The following is a 22,323-nucleotide window of genomic DNA, read 5'->3' on the forward strand; positions in this document are numbered from 1 at the left end:
TCAACTCTCCTGCTTCTTCAGCAGTACCGCGCCGGCGACAACCAATATGGGAATTGCAATCAGCAAAGGAACAAACGAGCCAGCCAGCCCCGAGAAATCGAGCGCCTTTGAAAAGGTACCGCGTGAAATCGTCATGAAATAGGTCGCCGGATAGATCTGGCCGATCAGGGCGCCCGCGCCCTTCAGGGAGGAAACCGGATCGGTCATGCCGGAATACTGGGTCGCGGGGATGAGCGTCAAAAGCGCCGTTCCGAAAATCGCTGCGATCTGGCTGGACATGAACGTCGACATGAAGATGCCGATCGAGGTGGCGATGATCACGTAAAGCACCGCGGCTGCCGCATAGGTCATGAAACTGCCGGTGAACGGTACCCTGAAAACGAGGGTTGCGAAGGCAACCAGAAGCAGGAAGTTTGCAATGCCGAGCATCACGTAGGGCAACTGCTTGCCGAGAAGGAATTCCAGCCGCGTGACCGGGGTCACATATAGATTGATGATAGAGCCCAGTTCCTTTTCCCTGACCACGCTGAGTGCGGCGAGCATCGCCGGAATGAGCAGCAGAAGCAGGGGAATGACGGCCGGAACCATGGCGACAAGGCTTTTGACGTCGGGATTATAGCGGAAGCGGGTTTCAATGCTGAATGCGCCCTGGGTCGCGGCGGTACCATAGAGCTTCTTTGCGCGTGCGGTCAGCCAGTTGGCATGCATTCCCTGGACATAGCCGCCGATCGTCTCTGCGCGCTGTGGCATGGCGCCATCGATCCAGGCGCCAATCTCGACGGGATCGCCGCGCAGCACCTTTCGGCCGAAGCCAGGCGGTATCTCGATCGCGAGGCTGATCTCGCCGTCGCGCATCCGTCTGTCCATCTCGGCGTAGTCGCGGATCGGGTCTTTCTCGATGAAATATCGCGAGCCGGAAATGTCGAGCACATAGTCACGGCTAATAGTGGAATCATCACGATCGAGGACCGCAAACGTCAGATCATCCACGTCCATGTTGATGCCGTAGCCAATGACGAACATCAAGATGACACTGCCGAGCACTGCGAGAGTGGCTCGAATAGGATCACGCTGTAGTTCCAGAGCCTCGCGCCTCGTATAGCTGAACATGCGGCGAAAATCGAAAATACGTCGCCTGCCGGTGATCTGTCCATGACCCGGGCCCAGCAGTTTCGAGGTATCGGTCGTCTCTGCGGCAGCACTCTTGACGACGGGTGATATGCCGGCCGCCTCCTCGAGATATGCGACAAACGCGTCCTCCAATGTGGGGGAATTCCTGCTCTTGGTGATCGCCTCCGGGGTATCGCTGATCAAGACCTTGCCGGCGTGCATCAACGAGATACGGTCGCAGCGCTCAGCCTCATTCATGAAGTGCGTCGAAATGAAGATCGTCACATTGTCCTTGCGCGAGAGATCGACCAGGATCTGCCAAAAGGCGTCTCGGGCGATGGGATCGATGCCCGACGTCGGTTCGTCGAGGATAAGGACGTCCGGCGCATGTATCATCGCAACCGCCAGCGACAGGCGCTGACGAATACCGAGTGGCAAGCCGTCAGGAAACGCATCCATCACACCTTCGAGGTCGAAGCGTTTGGCCATCTCCTCGACGCGAACCGATATCGTGCTTGTCGGCAGCTTGAAGAGGTGGGCGTGCAAATCGAGGTTCTGGCGAACCGTCAGTTCCGTGTAGAGCGAAAATGCCTGGCTCATGTAACCGACGCGACGACGCACCGCCATGTCGCTTGCATCAACGGTACGACCAAAAAGCCTGGCCTCACCTTCGCTGGCTGCAAGCAGGCCGGTCAGCATCTTCATCGTCGTCGATTTGCCGCAGCCGTTGGATCCCAGGAAGCCGAAGATTTCCCCGCGCGGAATCTGGAAACTGACATTGTCGACAGCCGTAAAATTGCCGAAGCGCATGCTGAGGTGGCTTGCCTCGATTGCATAATCCTCGCCCTCTGTTTCCTGTCTCGGAGGGATGACGACGTCGACGTGACGACGCCGCTCGGCTTCGGGCAAAAGGGCGATGAAAGCGGCATCGAGATTGCCGGTGCCGGTGCGCGACAAAAGCTCGGCAGGCGTTCCGGTATCGAGCACCTTGCCGGCATGCATCGCAACCAGCCAGTCGAAATTGGCTGCCTCCTCCATATAGGCTGTGGCAACGATGACGCTCATCCCCGGCCGGCCGGCCCGAATCTGGTCAATCAGGTCCCAGAATTGCCGGCGTGACAAAGGATCGACACCAGTTGTGGGCTCATCGAGAATGAGAAGATCCGGATCGTGGATAAGCGCGCAACAGAGCCCGAGTTTTTGCTTCATCCCACCTGATAGCTTTGCAGCCGGCCGGTCAGCAAAAGGGGCGAGCCCGGTGCTGTCGAGAAGTTCGCGGATACGTGTCTCGCGTTCCTGTCGATCATGGCCGAACAGACGCCCGAAAAAGTCGACGTTCTCAAAGACCGATAAGGTGGGATAGAGGTTCTTGCCGAGGCCCTGCGGCATATAGGCGATCCGTGGGCAGGTCTCATCACGATGGCGGGCATCGGACATATTTCCTCCCAGCACCTCGACATCGCCTTTCTGCACGGCGCGTGCGCCGGACACAAGCGACAGAAGGCTGGATTTGCCCACGCCGTCCGGTCCAATCAGCCCGACCATGCAACCCGCGGGAACATCCAGTGACACGTCCGATAGCGCAAACGTCTTGCCAAACGCCAGCGTGACATTCGCCAGCCGAGCCACGGTTGCGTGACCGTCTGCGGGAACGCTCATGCTTAGAGGTGCCCCACTCATGCTCCCCACATCACTTCACGAGGTTGCGTTCGAGGCGTTCGGGCCAGGCTGCTTGTGGATCGAGCCGGACATAGGCCATGCCGGGCAGTCCAGTCTTGACGTATTGAACATACTTCTGGAGCAGCTCCTGCGGGATTTGCGCCCGCACACGGAAGGTGAGTTTCTGGCGCTCCTCCTCGGTCTCGACGGTCTTCGGCGTGAACTGGGCGACATCAGCGACGAAGGAAACTTTCGCAGGGATCGTATATTGTGGTGCTGCATCCAGCACCAGACGGACGTCTGAGCCAATCGATGCGAGGCCCGCCTGTTCCGTTGGCAAGAAGAAGGTCATGTACACATCGCCAAGATCAACGAGATTCAACACGCGACCACCCGCGGACAGGACCTCGCCGGGCTGCGCGATACGATACTGAATTCGGCCGTCGCGTGGCGCGACGAGGGTGCTGTCGGCGATATCGGTTTCGACGCTCTCGATCTGCGCCTTTGCCGCGTCCACGGCGGCTTCAGCGTCGATCACTTGCGCTTTGGCAGCGTTGATCGCCGCGTCTGCAGCTGCAAGCGATGCCTCCGCCGATGCGAGCGTCGCACGCGCGGCTTGTTCCGCCGCTTCACTATCGTCCACCACTTGCTGCGATACGGTGCTGCTGCTCAGGAGCTGTCGCGAGCGGGCATTGGTCTTCATTGCAGAGTCAAGCTGTGCTTTGCGCTGCTCGATCACGGCCAGCGCGGACTTCCTTTCGGCTTCGCGCTGAGCAACCAGACTGTGGGCCGTATCGACGGCGATCTGCGCCCGGCGCAACTGCGCCTCGGCCTGGCGCTTGCTCGCTTCGAGCTGGGCGGTATCCATCCGCGCCAACACCTGACCCGCCTTGACGAAATCGCCCTCGCGGACCAGCAGTTCCTTCAGCCGGCCAGCGGTCTTGGTCGAGATATCAATCTCCACCGCTTCGATGCGACCATTGCTGGCAGCAAATCCGGCGGGCAGACCGTCATTGCGAAGGACGGTCCATGCGTAATACCCAACGCCGATTGCAATGAGGGCCACTACGCCCCAGATCCATCCCTTTGCGGACTTGATCATTACCTCTCCTTGGCAACGGACACTGTCTCCGTCAGCATAATCCCGTGATTTCAAGCCAGTATGAACGTGGATTCTGCGCCGTCACAGGTGGGTCACAACCACAAAATTGCCGGCGCGGAGCGGCCATCATGCTTCGAATAAAGTGTTCCAATTGCCGGCCATCCTGACAGACGACAAGCGAAAGTCTATCGAAAATGCACGCAGATGTTATTGCTGTGACTGCTGCACAATCGTCACGTGCCAAGGGGAGCTGAAGCCAGACTGCCATTTCTCAGTTGACGGGGGCAGGTCCCAAACGCGGCTACTTGATGATTGACTCCGGGACGTCACCTCGATGTTCCAGCGAGTACCCGAGCGCCATCAAGCCATCTGCTAGACGCCGTGGCGCGTCTGCGGAAGGAGGCATCGTGCGAATATCTTTCTGCCCCGGCTGGAAACCGATCCGATCGAAGAGGGCGGCAAAGGATTTCCATTCCAGGGGTGCCATTGCAAACGGCTCGGGAAAATGAACGAAAAGGGTACCATCGATCGACTTCCATTCGATGATTATGACGCGGGGCATCGGTCCTCACTCGTGTTCCATGGTGCAGGCTGGTCCACCCATTGTTCCGACGATGTAGTTCGAAATTTGAGCACGACCAGCGACGCGATGGACGCAAGGAGCGAGAACGCCGGTAGAAATACTCTCTCGGGGCGCCCAGGCGCCTGTTTTAGCTCGCCCGGTTAGCCGGTCACCGCAGGTGTTCCGGGTGGGTCCGCGCTTTTCTCAATTCGGCCGGCGTCCACGAAGCGGAGGGCTCGACAGAGCATTGTCGTGACAATCGTCGAATGGTCTTCCTGGTCGCCGATTTCGAACCTGACATCCGCGTCCGGCACAAAAGTGGCCTGGATCTCGTCTGCGACCTCCCGGGCGTTGTCGATCATGCGCCGGGCTGCCCGCAGGTCCTGATATTCCGTGTTAAATCCCGCCGCGGCCTGCCAGGGAGCAAGCTCCTGCTCAAACCGGCCGACGCTGACATAGAGGCGAAGTGCCGTTTTGCCCGCACCTTGTTCCTTCAGCGTCTCGACAAGCCTGGGCCTGTCCCACCAGAGGGAGGGAGAGAAGCTGATATAGGAATTGAAGATTTCGGGGCATTGGGCGAGAAGATCGAGCACGAAATAACCCGCGAGCGAATGACCGAGGAGAACCCGGTGAGAAGGGTCGATGTCGAACTGGTCGGAAACATAAGGAAGAAGCTGGCGGGCGAGAAAACGTATATATGCAGGCTGTCCACCGCAGCCATCGGCGGGAACGTCCGCGCCAGTGGGGTCTGCGGAAACGCCGCGGGTGAAATCGAGATAGCGCCGGTCGAGATCGTAGTTGCGCGTATTCGGGTAGCCGATGCCGACGACGACCGACGGGCTGATCCCGGTCGCCGAAGGCCTGCGGGAGACGCGCCGCACCGTTTCTGCGACAGTCACGAAATCGGAGTTGGCGTCGAGGACGTAGATGACGGGAAAGCCCGAACGGGGAGGCGGAGTGTCCGGAACATAAGTGAAGATCTCATAGTCCAGTCCCGTTTCAGCCGATCTCATGCTGAACTTGCGGCAGCCGTCCAAAACGAGCTGTCTCCCATCACTATCGACGGTCCGGTTTTCCGAAGGCAATGACGCATTTTTGCTGTTCGCGTGACCCATCAAATTGACCTCGTCGGATTCAGAAGTTACCGGCTATTCCGTCCAATAGGTGCCGCTTAAAGGAACTGCCGACAGAGCGTTCAGCTGCTGCCTCGTCGCTTCGACATCGATGTCCGAAAAGAGCGCGGGATGTGACCATTTGGCCAGCAGTTCGAGAGCCAGGATGTCCAGAGGCGAATTGAACAGCTGCTGCGACATCCCGTGTGCGTTCTTGCCGTCATTTGCGGGAATCGTCGAAAAACCTGGCCGCTGAAGGAGGTTCTGCAGCGATGCATCGGTCTCAGCGGCATTGAAATGCGGCCCGATAAGCAGACCGCCCCGGTTCTTCATGTATTCCCCACCGGTGGCGACATAGACCTGCGCCTTGCTGGCGACGATATATTCACGATTGAGCTGACCGAACGGCTTGCTGTGGAGAATATCGCCGATATTGCGCGCGCCAGCCAGGTCCATGAACTTGCCGATCCCCGCAGCTCCTGGCGAATTGCAGCAGGGTTCATCAGAGGAGGCATGAGTTTCCATCAGCATAGCCGGCTTGCTGTGATCGGCCGCGGCGCCGATCCGCCTTGCGATCATCGCCCGATGCTCGGCGCGGAGCGCAACGATGCGTTCTGCGGCCTGTGTGTGGCCTGTCGCTTTGCCGAGGATCTCCAGGCTTTTATCCGTATTGACGAGCGGGTCAGAAACGAAATCGACGAATATCACCGGAATTCCTGCAGCGACGAGCTGACGCAACTGCGCTTCGGCCGGATGGGAATAAGTCGACAGAACCACCAGGTCCGGTCGGGCCGCGATAATCTGCTCGACCATCATGTCCTGCGCATTGCTGGTTGTTTTCGGCAAGCGATCGAGCTGCGGGAATTTCTGCACGTAGCTGGCGTAGAGTTCGCGACCGAAGCGGTCGATATCGTGCGGCCATGCCGCAATGAGCCCTACAGGATCGGCGGAGAGGAAGGATAAGGCGAGGATCATACGCCCATCGTCGACAACGAGCCGTTCGGCCGGTTTCGTCAGCGAGACCGTTCGGCCCTTGAGATCCGTTACGATCTCGGCCCGTGCCGGCGAATTGGTGAATGCAATGAGCATCGAGGAGATGAGCAAGACGACCGCAGCGGGCTGCCAATGCCCGCTGCCTTTTCCGTTGGAGGGGAGTTTCAAGACATCACCATTTGTAAGAGGCGGTTGCCATGATCACCCTGCCTGTCCCATAGAAGCATTGATATGCCGAGGCGCAAGCTGCCACATATTGCTTGTCGAAGAGATTGGTGGCGTTGACCGCGAGCTGGAAGCCTTTCATCTTGGTGTCGTAGTTTCCGAAATCGTAGCTGATCGAGGCATCAAACAGCGTATAGGACGGTACCTTCATGGCTGCCGTATTGGCTGCATCGCCATTGGTGGCCCCCATATATCGTACACCGGCCCCGATATTCAGCCCCTCCAGCGCACCCTCGCCGATCGTGTAATCGGCCCAAAGGCTTGCCATGTGGGCCGGGGCGCCCACCGGCGTTCTGCCGATCGTCGATGGTACATTGCTCTTGGTCACCTCCACATCCGCATAGGTATAGGCGGCACTGATATTGAGGCCATCGAGCAGCGCAAACCTTGCGCCGACTTCCGCGCCTCGCGACCGGACTTCACCGGTCTGCGTCTGGCATGTGGTTGCGCTGCAGCCTGTCAGAGCGGTGTTCGTGCTCGTATGGACGAGGTCCGTGGTAAGCACATTCTGCTGGGTCAGGTCGTAGAGCGCCAGTGAAAAGACCGTCGAAACCGGTCGGCTGGTACTTAACGCCGACTTCGTATTGCTGACCGGTCGTGGGCTTGAAGGGGACGGCGCCGTATCCCGTGCCCATCGTCGGTTCGAACGAAGTGGAGTAGCTGGCATAGGGAGCCACACCATTATCGAACTCGTATAGGAGGCCTGCTTTCCAGGTGAAGGCATTGTCGCGGGTTTCGACGTCTTTCACCGCTCCGGATGCCAGGGTCGTGGTGGCGCTGTCGATTGATGACCAGTCATTGCGACCAGCCAGCACGAAATTCCAGTTGCCGACCTTCATCTGGTCCTGCAGGTAAACCCCGGTCTGCTGGCGGGTCTGGTCCTGCCGCCCGGTGAGCTTTACGTTCGGGGCGCTTTCGTAGACGGGATTGAGATAGTTGATGTAAGTCGTCGCGCCATTGCCGTAAATCGAGCGGGCGTCGACGAGCTGGTAGTCGAGGCCGAGCAGCAGCTTGTGCTCCAAAAGGCCGGTATCGAAGTCGGCTTCCGCCTGGTTGTCGATTGCAAGGGCGTTGAACTGCTCGAGGTAATGAGTGGACTGGCGGCCAAGGCAAAGATAGGCAAAACCGCCGCAGCTTCCGGCCGCTGCCCAGGCTGCGGCATTGGGGACGACCGAATAGGCCTTGAATTCGCTGTCGCTGTGCATGAACCGGAGATTTTGCCTCACCGTCCAGACATCGTCGAAGTGATGTTCGAATTCGTAGCCAACCGTGCTCTGGGTGCGATCGAAAGAATTGTAGTTGGGATTGCCGCTGAAGAAATCAAAGGGGATCTGGCCGTTCGGATTCTTCTGCAGCGTTCCGAGTGCAGGAAGCCAATTCGTCAGGGCCGCGTTCGGGTCGCGCGTATAGGTCGCCTTGACCGTCAGCGTCGTATCCTCGTCCGGCGACCAGGTCATGGAGGGAGCTATGGCAACGCGCTTGCTGTCCGAATAGTCAAAGCCAAGGTCGTAGAGTCGCCCGACACCTGTCAGACGGTAGAGAAGGTCGCCGCTCTGACCGACGGGGCCTGTGACGTCGAAGCCACCCTCGGCCCGACCGTTATTGCCGACGCGCGCAAAGACTTCTCCGCCGGTCTGGGCTGCCGGTTCCTTGCTAACGAGGTTGACCAGCCCGCCCGGATTGCCTGACCCGTAAAGGACGGAGGCCGGTCCGCGCGTGATTTCGATGCCATCCAGGAAGAATGGATCGACCGAGGGAACATTATAATTTATGCCCGCTGGCAGCCGCAGGCCGTCCCAGTAATGGACGTAGTTTGCGTTGCCACCGAAACCTCCGAAGCCACGAATAAAGACGCTGTCGAAGCGATCGCCAGGGCGAGAGCCGACCGTAACGCCCGGCTCGTAGCGCAAAGCTGTGGAGACGCTCGTCGCGCCCTGCTTCGTGAATTGTTCGCTGGTCACCACAGATATGGATTGCGGCGTCTCTAAGATGGGCGTGTCGGTTTTTGTTCCGGTGCGCGACACCTTGACGATCGGTCCATCATTCTCGGATTTTTCAGACTTGATCGTGATTGGCTGGAGGGGAGTTGCGGCTTGTTCCTGCGCTCCGGCTGTTGCGGTCGTCAGAATGCTCACGGATCCCGCCAGCAGCCACGCAACTGTTTGTTTATGTCCCATTTTGCCCTCTTGGCCTTCGGTCGTCGCGGGGCATATGGCCCCGGCCAACAAAAGATGATGTAAAATCTCAAGTTTTGCGTTATAGCCATCTGGGGCGCGAAGGCTACGGCGAACTTGTTTGAGAAAACGCCATTTTCATTTGAGTTTGGCACCGAGCGCAAAACTGATGCTGAAATTGCTGATAGGCCTGCCGGATGAACTCTCTGGTCACTGCGCATGAATTATTCGATCAGATGGAGGCGGGAAATCGAGCCTTCAGGTTGGTCAACTCGAATATTGATTCCGACCAGACGGTGCTGCGGGGAAAATTCACCAAGACGAATATCCGGGCCGGGCTGTCCATTCACTATTCGGACATCACCAACCTGTGCGACTTCAAAACCGAGACAGAGGCCCCGCCCCATCTCGGGATCAAGCTCTTCTTTCAGGGGGGTGTCGCGGCCAGCATCGGGGACCAGAACATTCCGATGCCGAGATATCTGCGCGGCCGCTGGATACCGTCGGCGACCCTGTTCCATCAGAAGGAAAAGGAGCTGTTCAGGCGCCATGCGGCACCGGGCGACCGGGTGCGCAAGCTGACCGTCAAGATCCTGCCTGGCTGGCTGGAATCAGGCGATGTCTTCGCGGATGCGAGTGCTATCGGCTTGCGAGACTTCATGTCGGGTAAGCTGTCTTCGCGTTCCTGGGTGCCAAGTCCCTCGCTCCTGGCGCTTGCCGATCAGACAATCAGTCCGCCCGTCTTGGAGCCACACCTCCACCGACTGTACGTGGAGAGCCGGGTGCTGGGTATCATCGGAGAGGCCTTCGCGCTTTTAGTCGAAGGAAAGACCACAGCCGATGCCAGAGGCAATCTTAGTGCGATCGAGCGCAGGCGGCTGTTGCGGGCGGAGGAATTCCTGAGAAGTACCCCCGACTTCCTGTCGGTAGACGAGATCGCCGCAAAGACCGGGGTCAGTGTGAATACCCTCCAGCGGCTCTTCCATGCAGCCTATGGCACGACGGTGTTTCACTACGTCCGACGTCAGAAACTTGAGCAGGCTCGGGTTGCGCTCGAGAACGAAGGTCTGACGATTGCACAGGCGGCTTACGTGGCGGGCTATAATAGCCCGGCGAATTTTTCGACTGCCTTCAAGCGGCAATATGGCTTCACCCCGAAGAAGGCGCGTGGCTAGCAGGCCGGATGAACAGGACGGTTTGGACGACCGAGCCACCCCCCCTGTCAACAGGAGATTAAATTTTCGTCATATATCTCGATATATCTTGATTTTCGATATATCGAGATATATCCAAAAATTATGAAACACGGACCTTTCGATACTTCCCATGATCACCAGGGACGGCACCTCAGAAATAGGGGCGGCAAGCGGATGTTCGATTATGGCGAGCTACGCCTGCTGATCCTAGCGATGATCTTGCAGCGTCCCTTCCACGGCTATGAGTTGATGAAGGCAATCGAGCAGCGCCTCGGAGGCAACTATACACCCAGTCCAGGCGTCATTTATCCGACGCTCTCATGGCTCGACGACATGGGTTACGCCTCAATCGAACTCGAGGAGGGGGGGCGCAAGCTTTATCATGTCACGGAGCAGGGGAGAGCCTTTATAGATGCCAACAGATCGCTCGTGGAGGAACTGCTAACCCGGGCAGTACCGGGCGAGCGGGGGCACGATGAGGTTCCAGACGCGATCATCCGAGCGATGGAAAACCTCAAGCTCGCCTTGCGGCTGCGGCTTCGAAAGGGGCCGCCGGATGAGGCGACGACAGGTGATATCGCCAACATCCTGGACGAGGCGGCGCGGGCAATCGAACGCCGCTGACTGACGCTGGGAGGCACCAGGCGTTCAAAGGTAGAGACAATGGACCAGAAGATCGAAGCGGTTCTTGAAGCGTATCATGCTCTCATCCGCGAGGAGCAGGCGCGGCCACGCGAAATGCCGCCAGGCGGGCGTGATGGTGGACAGGACCGCCGTATGAGGGCTGTGGGGCCGGAGACAGGAAGGTTTCTCAACATCGTCGCCAAAAGCCAGAAGTCCCCCGCGATTTTGGAGATCGGGACCTCCTTCGGCTATTCCGGCATCTGGCTCGCCGAGGCTGCCAGGGCAAGCGGCGGGCGCCTGACCACCATGGAAATTCACGAATACAAATCACTATACGCTCAGGAACGCGCGGTGGCTGCCGGTCTCTCTGACTATATCGATTTCAAGGTCGGGGATGCAGTGGAGATGATCAGCGCGCTGCCTTTTGGCGTCGACTTCGTGCTGCTCGACCTGTGGAAGGATCTCTACATTCCGTGCCTGGAAGCCTTCTATCCCAAACTCAACCCCGGCGCGATCGTCGTCGCCGACAATATGCTGCGGACTGGCGACGAGAACGTGAAGATGTACGGGAGGGCGGTGCGCGCGAAGCCGGGGATGACGAGCATATTGCTTCCGGTGGGTGCTGGCCTTGAAGTCAGCCGTTTCGAGCCGGACTAGGCGGAGCTCGAAATGCTTCCCGAGAACTTCCCGATGGAAATGCTTTGCCGGCTCGCCGTCTTTTTCCACTGTCGTACGACGACAGACAGCAAAGGAACGAACACATGAATATATTGCAAGGCGACCGGCTGACCGAAGTCGCAAACAGCCCGCGCATAGAGCGCGTGCGCCACGAGCTGAAACGGCGGCAGCTGAATGTCCTATCCACCGAGCGGCTGACTCCGCATATGATCCGCATCACCCTCGGAGGCGAGGAGCTTGAGGACTTCACCTCGCTGTCGGCGGGTGATCACATCAAGATCTTCGTGCCCGACGGTGCCGGCGGAACGGCAATGCGGGATTATACGCCCCGGCGATATGATGTGGCGACACGCACGCTCGTAATCGACTTTGCCGTTCACGATGCCGGTCCGGCGACGCAATGGGCACTCAACGCTCGCCCGGGCGACATGATACAGATCGGTGGCCCCCGCGGCTCCCAGATCATATCAGGACCAATCCGCTCCTGGCTGCTGATCGGAGACGAAACGGCCCTTCCTTCGATCGGCCGCCGCATCGAGGAGCTGCAATCGGGTACGTTGGTGACCAGCGTCGTGGCCGTGCCGGGCTCTGAGGACGAGCAGGTCTTCGAGACGAAAGCGAATCTGACTGCCCATTGGATTTATCGAGAGAATGCGGCTGATCCTGCCCGTCTGATCGACCGCCTAAGCGACATAGCCGTCGAACCTGGCACTTTTGTCTGGATCGCCGCGGAAGGCTCGGTTACGCGGCGCATTCGCAGTTATCTCACCGATGAACGCAAGCATCCAGCCAACTGGTTGCGCGCATCCGGTTACTGGGTGCAGGGCAAGGCCGACACGACGGAAAAGTTCGAGGATTGAGCTCGGCCGCCAGTGCATGCAAGCCGGTTCTCTCGCCGTAGACAGAGCCCGGTAGAATGTGCTGCGGGAGGTGGTCTGGCGCGCACCAGTTCCATGGTGCAAGCCAAAGTCATATCATCAACCTCGCATCGTACTGTGTAACGATGTTTCTCAGCGCCACCACAGCCCGGCGACCCTTCAAACGGCCGCCAGGCTAAAACGCAACCACGATGTGCTCCTTTTCCCTTGCCGACGTACATTGCCGCCATCTTCGATACTGTTCAGGGAAATCGGTTGTTTGTTATGTGGAACGGCGAGTGTATTGATCCGCAACCAGCGCAGTCGTGAGTGAATTGCACGTGTGCAGCGGGAACGTGGCTAGCCGATGCCTAGTCGTCTATTCGAAAGCCGACCTTCATGACCACCTGATAGTATTCCACCGAGCCGTTCTTGATGTGGCCCCGGATCTGCTCAACCTCAAACCAATCGAGGTTTCGCATTGTCTTTGACGCTCGTGATATAGCGGTCTCAATCGCCTCCGTCACCGAGACTTTCGAACTTCCGACAAGCTCCACCTTTTTATAGACGTGATCGCTCATTTCCGTCCTCCGACCATTGATGTTGCGTTTAGGCACCCGATCGCCCAACTCGTCCGAAGGAAAGTTTGCGTCCGTAGAGTCTCAAGTCCGACTGGCGTTCAAGATTTCGTTCATGCCCAAATGTCGTCTCGACTTCGCCAATGTAACGCGCCGCACCAATCGGTTGCCATGAAGGGAATATGAGCGAGCGAGGAAAGGTTTGAAACAAAATTCTGACGCACAGGGGCAGGCATTCAGGCTTCGGCGAGCCCCTGACGGAAAAAAATGCAATTCGCTCTCCGAAGTATCCGATTGTAAATGCAGGAATTGTGTGGCTCTTTTTCTGTCGAGCGAACTGGTTGTGCTTAGGTAGTGGAATTGGGGCTGTTTCGCGATCGGTACCCGAATGTCATGATCAACAAGTTTTAAAGAAAATTGCGCATATGATTGCGGTGACTTTGCACAGTCAAACATTTCGCCCACCAAGGAGTTCCACATGACTGACGAAATCAAAGCTACCATCACTAACGACACGGCAGCCGGGAATGAACTTAAAGTAAAGAAGTCACGCGCACCGCGAAAGCCGAAGACCGTCGCTGAAACGGCCGTAGGCACGTCGGTGAGTGCGCCCGCGAAGACGACACGTGGCGGCCGCCGGAAGAACACGGAAAAGGGTGAGGCCATTGCTTCGGCGACGCCCGTTCCGGGAAATAAAATTGCCTCGACCAAACCAAAGCAAACCGCGCAACCTCAGAAGCGCGGGCGGCGGAAAGCTGAGGCGCCTAAGCCAGCGTCGGACGACTTTGCGGATCTTCTGAAGCTCGAGGAAGAGAACCAGAAGCTCCGAAGGGCATTGTCCGAGAAGCTCCGCACAGAGAACGCTGGCCTTCGGAAGAAGCTTGGCCTGGCTTGAGTGAACAGGATCACGGGTTTTCCACAACGATAAGACTGATGACCGGGCAAGCATTGCAAGCCCGGTCTCCGGCCCGGTACTATGTTCTTGGAACACCGAGTCGGAGGAGGCGGATCGATGAGATCAGCGTGGAAACTGATTACTGGGTTGGTATCCCGTGGTAACTCAGAAGGACGTGGTGAGCTCGAGGACGAGACTTCGAAGATACCGCATCCTGGTGCTAAAGACGTCGAGGCCGTAACGCTTCCTGACACCGAGGAATCTGAACTCCAGGGTTCTCCCCAACGCATTGAAGAGGCTTTCATTGAGCCGTCGGCCGCTCCTTTCGATGGCAGCGTCCAACGACCGGAGCCGCAAGAGAGGATTGTGGCGCCTTCCCGCCTTTCTCTGGCCAACGACGCCGAGCCCGTGCTGGCAACGACGATAAGGCTTGTGACGAAGGACAGGTTGAGTCTGCGAGCGGAACTCTCACATTCAACTGCAGTGCCGAATGCACCTGAAGCCAATGCCAGAAATGCTACCACCGCGAATTCTAACGGCAGCGGAAAATCGACCGAACCGGCCACATTGTTGACGAGCGATGCCAGCGCAACCACCACGCCAATTCCAATAAGCCAGAAAGCCGAGGTCGGGCGTATTCGTAAGGTGAGGTCGGCGCAAAGCGCTTCCGGCGTTGAACGGCCCAAGGTGAAACGGCGCTCTTTGCCGATTGCCGAGATCGAAACAGTGCAGGTATCGCCTGAAGCAGCTTTCGTTTCCGAAAGCATAGTGCTAGACAGCGAAATCAATCAGCTGAGACAGGAATTGGCTCAAAAGCTGCGTTTGCAAAACGATCAGCTAAGGCGAATGCTTTCCCGATATGATGCGGGTTGAGCAAGAGCGACTTCAGAACCGGGGACGTCCCGGCCGACGACGCTTTCTATCGAGCTTCACATCCATCCGGAAAAACTTCACAAGTTCCGGAATGAAAATCAGAAAAAATCAGTCGAATCAGTAAATGCGACGCCGACGGCCGCAATGTCGCAACGGATTTCCTAAATTCTGAATCCCATGTGATCGCGGTCGAAATCCGGCTCGTCTAGAAGATCGATCTTTTTCAAATTCCTTCCAACGAAGTTCACAGGCGGAAAACCGGATGTGATTAGCGACTGAGCGGCATCTTCGTCGCCATCAAGGAATTCCTGCAAATCGTCTTCATCCGCCTCATCATCACAACCAACTTCCAAGTCTGGTTGGTAAGTGCCGAGATAGATCATTGACCGAACGACCGCATCAAGCGCTGCAGTAATTGCAGAAGGATTGCTTCGGATAATGTCATCGGCAGTAAAGTGCTGGAGAGTGGAATCCGCAGACAGAGCAGCCGCAATCGTCTTGGTGCGATCGAATTCAGCGCGGATGATCTTCGAGGCACGCTGCATTGTCTGACCAAGCGGCTGTTCCCAAGCGCTTTCCAGATCGACGTCGGCGCAGACCAAGGTGACCGAAAAATAGCTTTCGTCGTGCCCGGGGACCTCCTTCTGCGACACGTACGCGCCGCCAAACCGCAGATCATGCTCTTCGCTGATCTGGAAGCGTGATCCGTTGCCGAAGTCGATATAGATGTTGTCATGCGGCAGTGTAAGCTGACCCAGGCTGTAGTGGGCGATGTCGTGATCTGGCAGTTTCGCGATCAGGTCGGAGACGTCGTAAATCTGTGGGTCTTGCGAAGGCGACAGCACATTTTCCGCCAAAGTCCGGAGAGAGCGATTGAGAAATTCATACAGGTTCAGCTGGTCTTCGGTCAGCCCGGCCATTTCGTTTCGCTCCGCCCACGACCGGATTGCCACCTGCTCTTTGTACGACTTCCATCCGGGCGTCGCATTGGTGCGCTCTTGGACTTTGTTATCCAGCTCGCTTTTGCGAACTTCGACCAAGGTATCGAGAGCAAGAATACGAACGGGATGTGGCGAGTGCGCCATTAGGGATTCTCCATGTGATGGCTCATCATGATCCCCGGGTAACATGGTTCAGCACCTGGTATGAAACGATGGTCTCGGCAGATGTGCGACGTCGAGGCTTCTTCGCGTCTACCGGGTGGGCCTTTATGCCCGGCACTGCAATAGGCAGAGATAGCAACCCACTCTGGAACGAACTGGAAGCGGCACAGTATGAAGGGTTCGCCCGAGTGGGGACCCTTGGCCGCAAGTTCACCAACTACAATCCGACGCGCTCGGACAGGACGCTCCGCGAGGCGGCTGAGGAACTCGGCTTGCCGGTGAAAGGGCTGGGGCCGTTCGTAAAAGCTATTGGCCTTCTGCCGAATGCCAAATGGAACGACGACGCGCACTCCATCGACCAAGCCACCTTTGAGAAGCTGAAAACACTGGTTGACGACCTAATCACGCTGCCACAAACGAGGGAAATCACAGGGATTTCAGGGACCGAGTTCAGGCGGTTGGCCAAAAACGGCTACGTCCGGGAGTTCTTGCATATGTCGGTCGGCGGGGTCGCGGGTCCTCGATACTTCGCGACCGAGGTGTTCGAGTTTGTTGAGCGAACCCGATCCCTCTTTGCCGAGCCACCAACCCCCGGGACGCAGAGCATTCCGACCTACTGCCGGGCGCGAGGGCTGAACATTGGCGATGTAGTACTGATGGCACTAGAGGGGAAGCTTAAGCCGTCAGGCATTGCAGTGGCAAAAGCAGGCTTGCGTGCATTGAATTTCCGCCGGGACTGACGAGCCGACCATCGACACCTGGCCGCGAATGCGCGGTGAGGCTAAGTAGTTGAAACTACGACATGCAACCCCTGCATTATTTACATCTGGGGAAATCTTGGGAGATCATGCGAAGCATCCTCGCGACCGGGGAAACGGAACTGAGGCACGCATGTCTGATCTTCCTTCTGATGTCCTAAAAGGTCGAGCACTGGAAATTTGGGACATGCTTGTGCAAGCGGAGGGAAAACTCGTCACGAAAGACGAGATCATGAACCAGCTTTGGCCTGGAGTTTTTGTCGGAGAGAACAACCTGCAGGTCCACGTTTCTGCCCTTCGGAAGGCGCTGGGTGAACACAAAAGTATCGTCCAAACGGTGTCAGGTCGAGGCTACCGACTGGTGCCGAATTGGCAGTCGGTGGTGGGCAACACCCGGTTGCCGGGTATTGCGGCGGCGACCGGCCCAATGCGATTACCTGCCTCCATCACCAGGCTGTTCGGCAGACGTGAATCCATTGCGAGGGTTGTGGAACTGCTCGGCGAGCATCGACTTGTGACTCTGACGGGCATGGGAGGCATCGGGAAGACGCAGCTCGGCCTGGAGGTTGCAAGGCTGGCAGCCAAGACGGGTAACGCTGCCTACGTCGAGTTCGCAACGATACACGACGAGGCTCAGATCAGCCAACGGATGGCTGCTTCTCTCGGCCTTGTATTTGCAGGCGGAACCCCGACGCCAGCCCTGATTGCGGAGGCGTTGGGCCAAAGTCCCATCCTTTTCGTCCTCGACAACTGCGAGCATCTGACGTCAGGCGTGGCCACGCTTGCGGAGTTCCTTCTGCGCGTTCTCCCGGAGTTGCGAATACTGGCGACGAGCCGAGAGCCGCTTTGGGTGGGCGGAGAGGCGCTCTATCAGGTGCCGCCGTTGCCCATCCTACCGTCAAATGCCTGTGACGACGCCGTCGCGCTATTCATCGCTCGGGTTCGGGCTGTTGCGCCCTCCTTTACATTCAGCGAGTCCGACAAATCGGCGGCAACCGCGATTTGCACGAAGCTTCACGGCATTCCGCTTGCCATCGAGCTTGCCGCGCCTAGAGCTGCCGCCATTGGGATCGAGGCGCTGAGAGATAGGCTCGATGACAGGTTTGCGCTGCTGACTGGTGGCAACCGAACTGCCCTTCCGCAGCACCAGGCGCTACGGGCAACGATGGACTGGAGTTACGACCTCCTGTCGGAACAAGAAAAGGTCGCGCTCTATCGCTTGGCCGTGTTCGCCGGGGAGTTCGACCTGGATGCGGCACACGAAGTAACTGGTGCGGAGGTATCGACGGGCGAGTTTGTGAATATCATCACCGCTTTGGTCATGAAGTCGCTGGTTGTTTTCGATCCGCGTGCTCGACCGCCGCTATACTCGCTTCTCGAAACGACGCGTGCTTATGCCAGAGAGAAAGCCGACGCGGCGGGCAACACCTCAATGATATCGAACAGGCACGCCGAATATGTCATTCGCACCCTCAACCTGATGAGAACAGCAAAAGAACGAGGGCTGGGAGCCGATTGGTTCGACGCGGGTAAACGAGAGGTCGAGAATCTTAATACGGCGCTGAATTGGGCGCTTTCGCCCATTGGAAATGCCGAGGTAGCGGTTCGGCTGTGCGCTGCCGGTGCGCCAATTCTCCTCGAACTGTCGATGGTCGAGGAGTGCAAACGTCGAGTAGAGGCCGCGCTGACCTACGTTCGAGAGGGCATTCCTATCAGCGTTGAGGATGAGATGATCCTGAATGCCAGCCTCGGGACCGCGCTGACGTTTACTGTCGGACCGACCACGCGAAGCAACGTTGCATGGGAGCGACTGTTTGAGCTTGCGGAGAAAGCGGGGGCGAGCCCATTTCAGGCCCGAGCGCTGTGGGGTCTATGGACCGCTAGCATATACGGTGGAAAGCCCCAACGAGCGCTGGCCCTGGCAAGGCAATTCGAAGCGCTGGCACTCAGCCACACGGAGGCGGCCGATCCCTTGATGGCAAAACGCATGATAGGGGTGTCCCAACACTTTTCGGGAGACCAGATTTCGGCCAGGCAAAGCCTTGAAGACGTCATCGCACAATACGACCATTCGGCAGCTCGGACCAATACGGCGGGCTACCGTGTCAACCAGTCGCTCGTCGCACGCGCCGTCTTGGCTCGGGTGGCGTGGATCAGCGGAAGGGTCTCGGATGCGCTGCTCCTAGCGGAATGTGCGGTAGACGAAGGCCGGTGCAGCGACCACGTGATGACGAGGTGCTACGTATTTGTTGAAGCTGGCATCCCAATTCTCCTCGGCGCGGGGCGGCTGGAAAGCGCACAACGATGTCTCGAAACCCTTCAGCAGGAGGCCCGACGTCATGGCCTGATGGTCTGGGAGGCGTGGGCTTCATGCTATCTCGGCGAATTGAAGATTGCCGGAGGAGACCTTGCGGCGGGTGTCGATCACTTGCGCATTGCTCTGGCGGACTTGGCAAAGACTGGATTCACCGCTCACCACGTTAGGTTCGTCGGCCTGTTAGCCGAGTCCTTGCTGGAATTGGGAGATGCTGCCGAAGCAGCGACACACATATCCAAGGCACTCAGCCTCACGAGAGAGCATGGGAATGATTGGTATCTCGCGGAGTTGCTAAGGATCAAGGCCCTCAAATTAGCAGGGGGAGGAGATTTTGTGGCGGCTGATGCAGAGCTATTGCAAGCCATTTCGCTTGCAAAACAGCAGGGCGCTGGACTCTGGGCGATGAGGGCGACGACCACCCTGGCGATGTCGCTCACAGATCGGGGTGAAAGGGATAGGGCGGCCGAGGTGCTCGAAGCATGCGTGGTCCCCGAGGGGATCGATACGCCGGATACAGTGCGGGCGAGAACACTCCTGGCTCAACTGGCTTGATTCAGAAAGTTTAAGCTTTCTCCCAAGGACATTTACGTCGGGCCAGGCGCAAATGGTTCCGCAGTTCATCAAGGGAGAATGAAGATGTCTGAGAGCCGCCCCCCGTTTCCTCCATTTACATTGGAGACCGCCCGCCAGAAGGTCCGAGCCGCCGAGGATGGCTGGAACACGTGTGATCCTGAGAAGGTCTCGCTTGCCTATACGCCGGATTCCTACTGGAGAAACCGCGCCGAGTTCGCCGTTGGCAGGGCAGAAATCGTCGCCTTCCTAAGTCGGAAGTGGTCGCGGGAATTGGATTACCGCCTCATCAAGGAGCTTTGGGCGTTCACCGAAAACCGAATTGCCGTCCGGTTTGCGTACGAGTGGCACGATGATTCCGGCAACTGGTATCGCTCGTATGGCAACGAAAACTGGGAGTTTGCCGAGAACGGCCTGATGCGCCGCCGCTTCGCGTGCATCAACGACATGCCCATCAAACCCGCTGACCGCAAGTACCACTGGGACCGCAGTGGACCCCGACCAGCGGACCACCCCAGTCTATCTGAACTCGGTCTCTAGCTATGGCTCCGGTTCTTGCATCGGAGCTTGATCGCCGAGCTGTGATCATTCGCGGCGCTATTCTGGGCGTCGCGCCCTTCCTCCCAAGTAGCCTGATTGCGGCCGGGTTTCGTCAAAGTGATGCTGGGACGGCCGCCCCCAAGCAATTCAAGGAACGAAGAGTTATGGCAACCTTCAAAACGAAAGACGGTGCAGAAATTTTCTTCAACGACTGGGGCACTGGCGATCCCATCGTGTTCAGCCACGGCTGGCCGCTGAGTTCGGACGCCTGGGAAGATCAGATGTTCTTTCTCGCCTCCCACGGCTACCGGGTCATTGCCCATGACCGGCGGGGACATGGCAGGTCCAGTCAGACGTGGCATGGCAACGATATGGATACCTATGCTGATGATCTGAACGAGCTTCTCGTTCATCTTGACGCGCAGGGAGCCGTGCTGGTCGGCCATTCCACCGGAGGCGGCGAGGTAGCACGGTATGTCGGCAGGCATGGAACGTCCCGCGTGAAAAAAGCGGTGCTGGTTGGAGCGGTGCCTCCGTTGATGTTGAAAACAAAGGGCAATCCAAACGGGTTACCACTTGAAGTCTTTGACGGCATCCGAAAGTCGGTCGCTGCCGACCGCTCCCAATTCTGGCTCGACCTCAGCATGTCATTCTACGGCTACAACCGCCCCGGCGCGAAGATATCGGAAGGCGTGCGCCAGGCATTCTGGAGGCAGGGTATGCTCGCAGGGCTTCCTGCATCGTACTTCTGCGTAAAGGCGTTTTCCGAAACGGATCAAACGGACGACCTCAAGAAGTTTGACGTGCCGACTTTAATCATCCATGGCGATGACGATCAGATCGTGCCAATCCAGGCCGCCGCGCTTGCTTCGTCACAATTGGTGAAAGGGGCTGTCCTTAAAATCTATAAAGGGGCTCCTCATGGTCTCGCTACGACACACAAGGGCGAGCTAAACAACGACCTATTGGCGTTCGTGCGTTCATGAACTGAAAGTGGAGAGAGCAGCTAATGCTTTCTCCCAATTGTCCGACCTTGCGACGCCCGCGAGCCTCAAGTACCTCACCGAAATTTTTGTTGTCGCAGTGCTGAGCTGCATCTTATTATCAAGCATCCATCGTGCGACATTAATGCGCTTCTGCGAGCAGGAGGTGTGTGATGTGGTTAGTCGGTCTTGCGGAGTTGGACGAAGATGACACCGAGGTTGTCATCGATGTGGTGCGCCGCTGGTGCGAAGATCACAAAGTGGCAATCGATTCCGACAACGGACGGGCGGCAATGGCCGCAGTGGTTGACCGAGTCCTCTCGGGGGAGAAATCGCCCACAGCGCTCTCCGAGGCGATCAACGTCGTGTCTTTGGCGTGGTCGCCAAAGGCTACTGGTCCCCTCTCGGAAGCTATCGGGAGCGGAACGCCATCCTGATTTTAATGGTGCGATCCAAGTTCAACCAGCGTTTTGGTCAACGTGCGGCTATTGTACGGCTTGGAAAAGAAGACGCCACGCTCCGGCAACATTACCTTACAGTCCCGGACATGGCCCGAGACGAGAATAATCTCAATGGGCGGCCAACGATTTCGGATTGCTGCCGCCAGCATCATGCCGTCCATACTTCCGGGCATGTCGATATCGGTCAAGACGATGCAGATGTCGGCGCGGCTCTCCAGAATTCGAACGGCCTCGTCGGCGTCTCTCGCTTCCGCGGCTGTGAACCCCGCGTCTTCGACGAGGTCAACCGCCATCATGCGCTGTAAGGGCTCGTCCTCGACGACGAGAACTACTGGCCTAGGCGGCTGTGAGTCCATCGGCGGCCGCTCCTTTCCATTGCGAAAGCGACGCGACTTTTGGCCGAGAAGCCAACTTTAGTTGCAACTTAAGTTAGGCTTCTCGCCTCGACGTTCAAGGGACAATCAAGACTTACCGAGCCGCCGTTAACGGAAACCGGCTGGACGATAAGCGCCTTCACTCACGGCCGGAACAAAACGCCGGGAATCGCATTTATCGGCCAGAGGCGGTTTGCCTCGACCTTTCCTAAGTGCCAACGCTTGCCCCGTTTTCACGGCGGGGCCCTTTTAGCGATGGCAACCGAGATGTTCTTCATGGAGGATGTTGTGATGTCTCGCAAAAACTTTACTCGCCACGATGAGCCCCTGCATTCAGATGACCTCCGCAAGTGCCACGCAGTCCTAGATGCTATTTGCGACGAGTTCGGCATAGAGCCTAGCAGCGAGGAGGCGGATCGCATTGGCGCAATCACCATCGAGCTTTATCAGCAGGGCGTGCGCGACGTCGGCCAGTTGAAGCACATTGTCGACGCCGCGCGAGGCCTCGATCTCAATGGAGATGGAACCAAGGCATAGCGGCCGACGTTTTCAACTTCGCTCACATCCGACGATGTGACA

General features: G+C 57.8%; 20 protein-coding genes and 1 pseudogene. 12 read left to right on the forward strand and 9 right to left on the reverse strand.

All coding sequences use genetic code 11. The features are described 5' to 3' along the window. From rbbA to AC1DPR_RS24555, 6 genes and pseudogenes are all read right to left on the reverse strand, one after another. The gene (rbbA, locus tag AC1DPR_RS24530; RefSeq protein ID WP_477817326.1) at positions 1-2,769 is read right to left on the reverse strand and encodes a ribosome-associated ATPase/putative transporter RbbA; all 2,769 of its coding nucleotides are present in this window, start codon (positions 2,767-2,769) and stop codon (positions 1-3) included. Between the two features lie 31 nt (positions 2,770-2,800). Then, positions 2,801-3,871 (reverse strand): HlyD family secretion protein, encoded by a 1,071-nt coding sequence (locus tag AC1DPR_RS24535; RefSeq protein ID WP_477817327.1) that lies wholly within the window; start codon positions 3,869-3,871, stop codon positions 2,801-2,803. A gap of 301 nt (positions 3,872-4,172) precedes the next feature. Then, positions 4,173-4,433 carry a hypothetical protein gene (locus tag AC1DPR_RS24540; protein ID WP_477817328.1) on the reverse strand — a complete coding sequence of 87 codons (261 nt, stop codon included), beginning with the start codon at positions 4,431-4,433 and terminating at the stop codon, positions 4,173-4,175. A gap of 161 nt (positions 4,434-4,594) precedes the next feature. Continuing rightward, positions 4,595-5,446 (reverse strand): alpha/beta hydrolase, encoded by an 852-nt coding sequence (locus AC1DPR_RS24545; protein WP_477817329.1) that lies wholly within the window; start codon positions 5,444-5,446, stop codon positions 4,595-4,597. Between the two features lie 135 nt (positions 5,447-5,581). Further along, positions 5,582-6,706 carry an ABC transporter substrate-binding protein gene (locus AC1DPR_RS24550; RefSeq protein ID WP_477817330.1) on the reverse strand — a complete coding sequence of 375 codons (1,125 nt, stop codon included), beginning with the start codon at positions 6,704-6,706 and terminating at the stop codon, positions 5,582-5,584. A gap of 4 nt (positions 6,707-6,710) precedes the next feature. Next, positions 6,711-8,940 (reverse strand): annotated as a pseudogene (locus AC1DPR_RS24555) (TonB-dependent siderophore receptor). A 194-nt stretch (positions 8,941-9,134) separates the two neighbouring features. Between AC1DPR_RS24555 and AC1DPR_RS24560 the strand changes: the two are divergent. The 4 genes from AC1DPR_RS24560 (at position 9,135) to AC1DPR_RS24575 (ending at position 12,295) form a co-directional block, all read left to right on the forward strand. Further along, on the forward strand, positions 9,135-10,112 hold the full coding sequence (locus AC1DPR_RS24560) for a helix-turn-helix domain-containing protein (RefSeq protein WP_477817331.1): 978 nt from the start codon (positions 9,135-9,137) through the stop codon (positions 10,110-10,112). A gap of 195 nt (positions 10,113-10,307) precedes the next feature. Next, entirely contained in the window at positions 10,308-10,757 is a 450-nt protein-coding gene (locus AC1DPR_RS24565) for a PadR family transcriptional regulator (RefSeq protein ID WP_477817332.1), read from the forward strand. A 39-nt stretch (positions 10,758-10,796) separates the two neighbouring features. Further along, positions 10,797-11,414, forward strand: a complete 618-nt coding sequence (locus AC1DPR_RS24570; protein WP_477817333.1) for an O-methyltransferase — start codon at positions 10,797-10,799, stop codon at positions 11,412-11,414. Positions 11,415-11,518: 104 nt separating this feature from the next. Further along, positions 11,519-12,295, forward strand: a complete 777-nt coding sequence (locus AC1DPR_RS24575; RefSeq protein WP_477817334.1) for a siderophore-interacting protein — start codon at positions 11,519-11,521, stop codon at positions 12,293-12,295. A gap of 368 nt (positions 12,296-12,663) precedes the next feature. Here the strand turns inward: AC1DPR_RS24575 and AC1DPR_RS24580 are convergent, their stop codons facing one another. After that, positions 12,664-12,873: a dodecin gene (locus AC1DPR_RS24580; RefSeq protein ID WP_477817335.1), complete on the reverse strand. Its 210-nt coding sequence runs from the start codon at positions 12,871-12,873 to the stop codon at positions 12,664-12,666. 475 nt (positions 12,874-13,348) lie between these two features. Between AC1DPR_RS24580 and AC1DPR_RS24585 the strand changes: the two genes are divergently transcribed. Next, entirely contained in the window at positions 13,349-13,765 is a 417-nt protein-coding gene (locus AC1DPR_RS24585; RefSeq protein ID WP_477817336.1) for a hypothetical protein, read from the forward strand. Positions 13,766-13,882: 117 nt separating this feature from the next. Then, positions 13,883-14,638, forward strand: a complete 756-nt coding sequence (locus AC1DPR_RS24590) for a hypothetical protein (protein ID WP_477817337.1) — start codon at positions 13,883-13,885, stop codon at positions 14,636-14,638. 161 nt (positions 14,639-14,799) lie between these two features. Here AC1DPR_RS24590 and AC1DPR_RS24595 read toward each other — a convergent pair whose 3' ends face one another. Continuing rightward, positions 14,800-15,723: a hypothetical protein gene (locus AC1DPR_RS24595; protein ID WP_477817338.1), complete on the reverse strand. Its 924-nt coding sequence runs from the start codon at positions 15,721-15,723 to the stop codon at positions 14,800-14,802. A gap of 17 nt (positions 15,724-15,740) precedes the next feature. Between AC1DPR_RS24595 and AC1DPR_RS24600 the strand changes: the two genes are divergently transcribed. The 5 genes from AC1DPR_RS24600 to AC1DPR_RS24620 all read left to right on the forward strand — a co-directional run bounded on the left by AC1DPR_RS24600 (position 15,741) and on the right by AC1DPR_RS24620 (position 21,346). Beyond that, a complete protein-coding gene (locus tag AC1DPR_RS24600) occupies positions 15,741-16,481 on the forward strand; it encodes a hypothetical protein (RefSeq protein WP_477817339.1) in 741 nt (246 codons plus the stop codon). A 151-nt stretch (positions 16,482-16,632) separates the two neighbouring features. Then, a complete protein-coding gene (locus AC1DPR_RS24605; protein WP_477817340.1) occupies positions 16,633-19,368 on the forward strand; it encodes a winged helix-turn-helix domain-containing protein in 2,736 nt (911 codons plus the stop codon). An 84-nt stretch (positions 19,369-19,452) separates the two neighbouring features. Continuing rightward, a complete protein-coding gene (locus tag AC1DPR_RS24610) occupies positions 19,453-19,926 on the forward strand; it encodes a nuclear transport factor 2 family protein (RefSeq protein ID WP_477817341.1) in 474 nt (157 codons plus the stop codon). A gap of 164 nt (positions 19,927-20,090) precedes the next feature. Further along, the gene (locus AC1DPR_RS24615) at positions 20,091-20,912 is read left to right on the forward strand and encodes an alpha/beta fold hydrolase (RefSeq protein ID WP_477817342.1); all 822 of its coding nucleotides are present in this window, start codon (positions 20,091-20,093) and stop codon (positions 20,910-20,912) included. 170 nt (positions 20,913-21,082) lie between these two features. Beyond that, positions 21,083-21,346: a hypothetical protein gene (locus tag AC1DPR_RS24620; protein ID WP_477817343.1), complete on the forward strand. Its 264-nt coding sequence runs from the start codon at positions 21,083-21,085 to the stop codon at positions 21,344-21,346. Positions 21,347-21,348: 2 nt separating this feature from the next. Here the strand turns inward: AC1DPR_RS24620 and AC1DPR_RS24625 are convergent, their stop codons facing one another. Beyond that, a complete protein-coding gene (locus tag AC1DPR_RS24625) occupies positions 21,349-21,726 on the reverse strand; it encodes a response regulator (RefSeq protein ID WP_477817344.1) in 378 nt (125 codons plus the stop codon). A 309-nt stretch (positions 21,727-22,035) separates the two neighbouring features. On the opposite strand from AC1DPR_RS24625, the gene AC1DPR_RS24630 reads away from it, so the two are divergent. Next, positions 22,036-22,281 (forward strand): hypothetical protein, encoded by a 246-nt coding sequence (locus AC1DPR_RS24630; RefSeq protein ID WP_477817345.1) that lies wholly within the window; start codon positions 22,036-22,038, stop codon positions 22,279-22,281. Positions 22,282-22,323: the final 42 nt, after the last annotated feature.

The organism is Rhizobium sp. 01T417 (genome assembly GCF_056398905.1).

Coding starts and splice junctions, on each gene's coding strand:
- AC1DPR_RS24610 (WP_477817341.1), top strand. CDS start 19,453: ATGTCTGAGAGCCGCCCCCCGTTTCCTCCATTTACATTGGAGACCGCC.
- AC1DPR_RS24560 (WP_477817331.1), top strand. CDS start 9,135: ATGAACTCTCTGGTCACTGCGCATGAATTATTCGATCAGATGGAGGCG.
- AC1DPR_RS24620 (WP_477817343.1), top strand. CDS start 21,083: ATGTGGTTAGTCGGTCTTGCGGAGTTGGACGAAGATGACACCGAGGTT.
- AC1DPR_RS24600 (WP_477817339.1), top strand. CDS start 15,741: ATGGCTCATCATGATCCCCGGGTAACATGGTTCAGCACCTGGTATGAA.
- AC1DPR_RS24605 (WP_477817340.1), top strand. CDS start 16,633: ATGTCTGATCTTCCTTCTGATGTCCTAAAAGGTCGAGCACTGGAAATT.
- AC1DPR_RS24575 (WP_477817334.1), top strand. CDS start 11,519: ATGAATATATTGCAAGGCGACCGGCTGACCGAAGTCGCAAACAGCCCG.
- AC1DPR_RS24540 (WP_477817328.1), bottom strand. CDS start 4,433: ATGCCCCGCGTCATAATCATCGAATGGAAGTCGATCGATGGTACCCTT.
- AC1DPR_RS24565 (WP_477817332.1), top strand. CDS start 10,308: ATGTTCGATTATGGCGAGCTACGCCTGCTGATCCTAGCGATGATCTTG.
- AC1DPR_RS24625 (WP_477817344.1), bottom strand. CDS start 21,726: ATGGACTCACAGCCGCCTAGGCCAGTAGTTCTCGTCGTCGAGGACGAG.
- AC1DPR_RS24580 (WP_477817335.1), bottom strand. CDS start 12,873: ATGAGCGATCACGTCTATAAAAAGGTGGAGCTTGTCGGAAGTTCGAAA.
- rbbA (WP_477817326.1), bottom strand. CDS start 2,769: ATGAGCGTTCCCGCAGACGGTCACGCAACCGTGGCTCGGCTGGCGAAT.
- AC1DPR_RS24545 (WP_477817329.1), bottom strand. CDS start 5,446: ATGAGATCGGCTGAAACGGGACTGGACTATGAGATCTTCACTTATGTT.
- AC1DPR_RS24535 (WP_477817327.1), bottom strand. CDS start 3,871: ATGATCAAGTCCGCAAAGGGATGGATCTGGGGCGTAGTGGCCCTCATT.
- AC1DPR_RS24585 (WP_477817336.1), top strand. CDS start 13,349: ATGACTGACGAAATCAAAGCTACCATCACTAACGACACGGCAGCCGGG.
- AC1DPR_RS24595 (WP_477817338.1), bottom strand. CDS start 15,723: ATGGCGCACTCGCCACATCCCGTTCGTATTCTTGCTCTCGATACCTTG.
- AC1DPR_RS24570 (WP_477817333.1), top strand. CDS start 10,797: ATGGACCAGAAGATCGAAGCGGTTCTTGAAGCGTATCATGCTCTCATC.
- AC1DPR_RS24630 (WP_477817345.1), top strand. CDS start 22,036: ATGTCTCGCAAAAACTTTACTCGCCACGATGAGCCCCTGCATTCAGAT.
- AC1DPR_RS24590 (WP_477817337.1), top strand. CDS start 13,883: ATGAGATCAGCGTGGAAACTGATTACTGGGTTGGTATCCCGTGGTAAC.
- AC1DPR_RS24615 (WP_477817342.1), top strand. CDS start 20,091: ATGGCAACCTTCAAAACGAAAGACGGTGCAGAAATTTTCTTCAACGAC.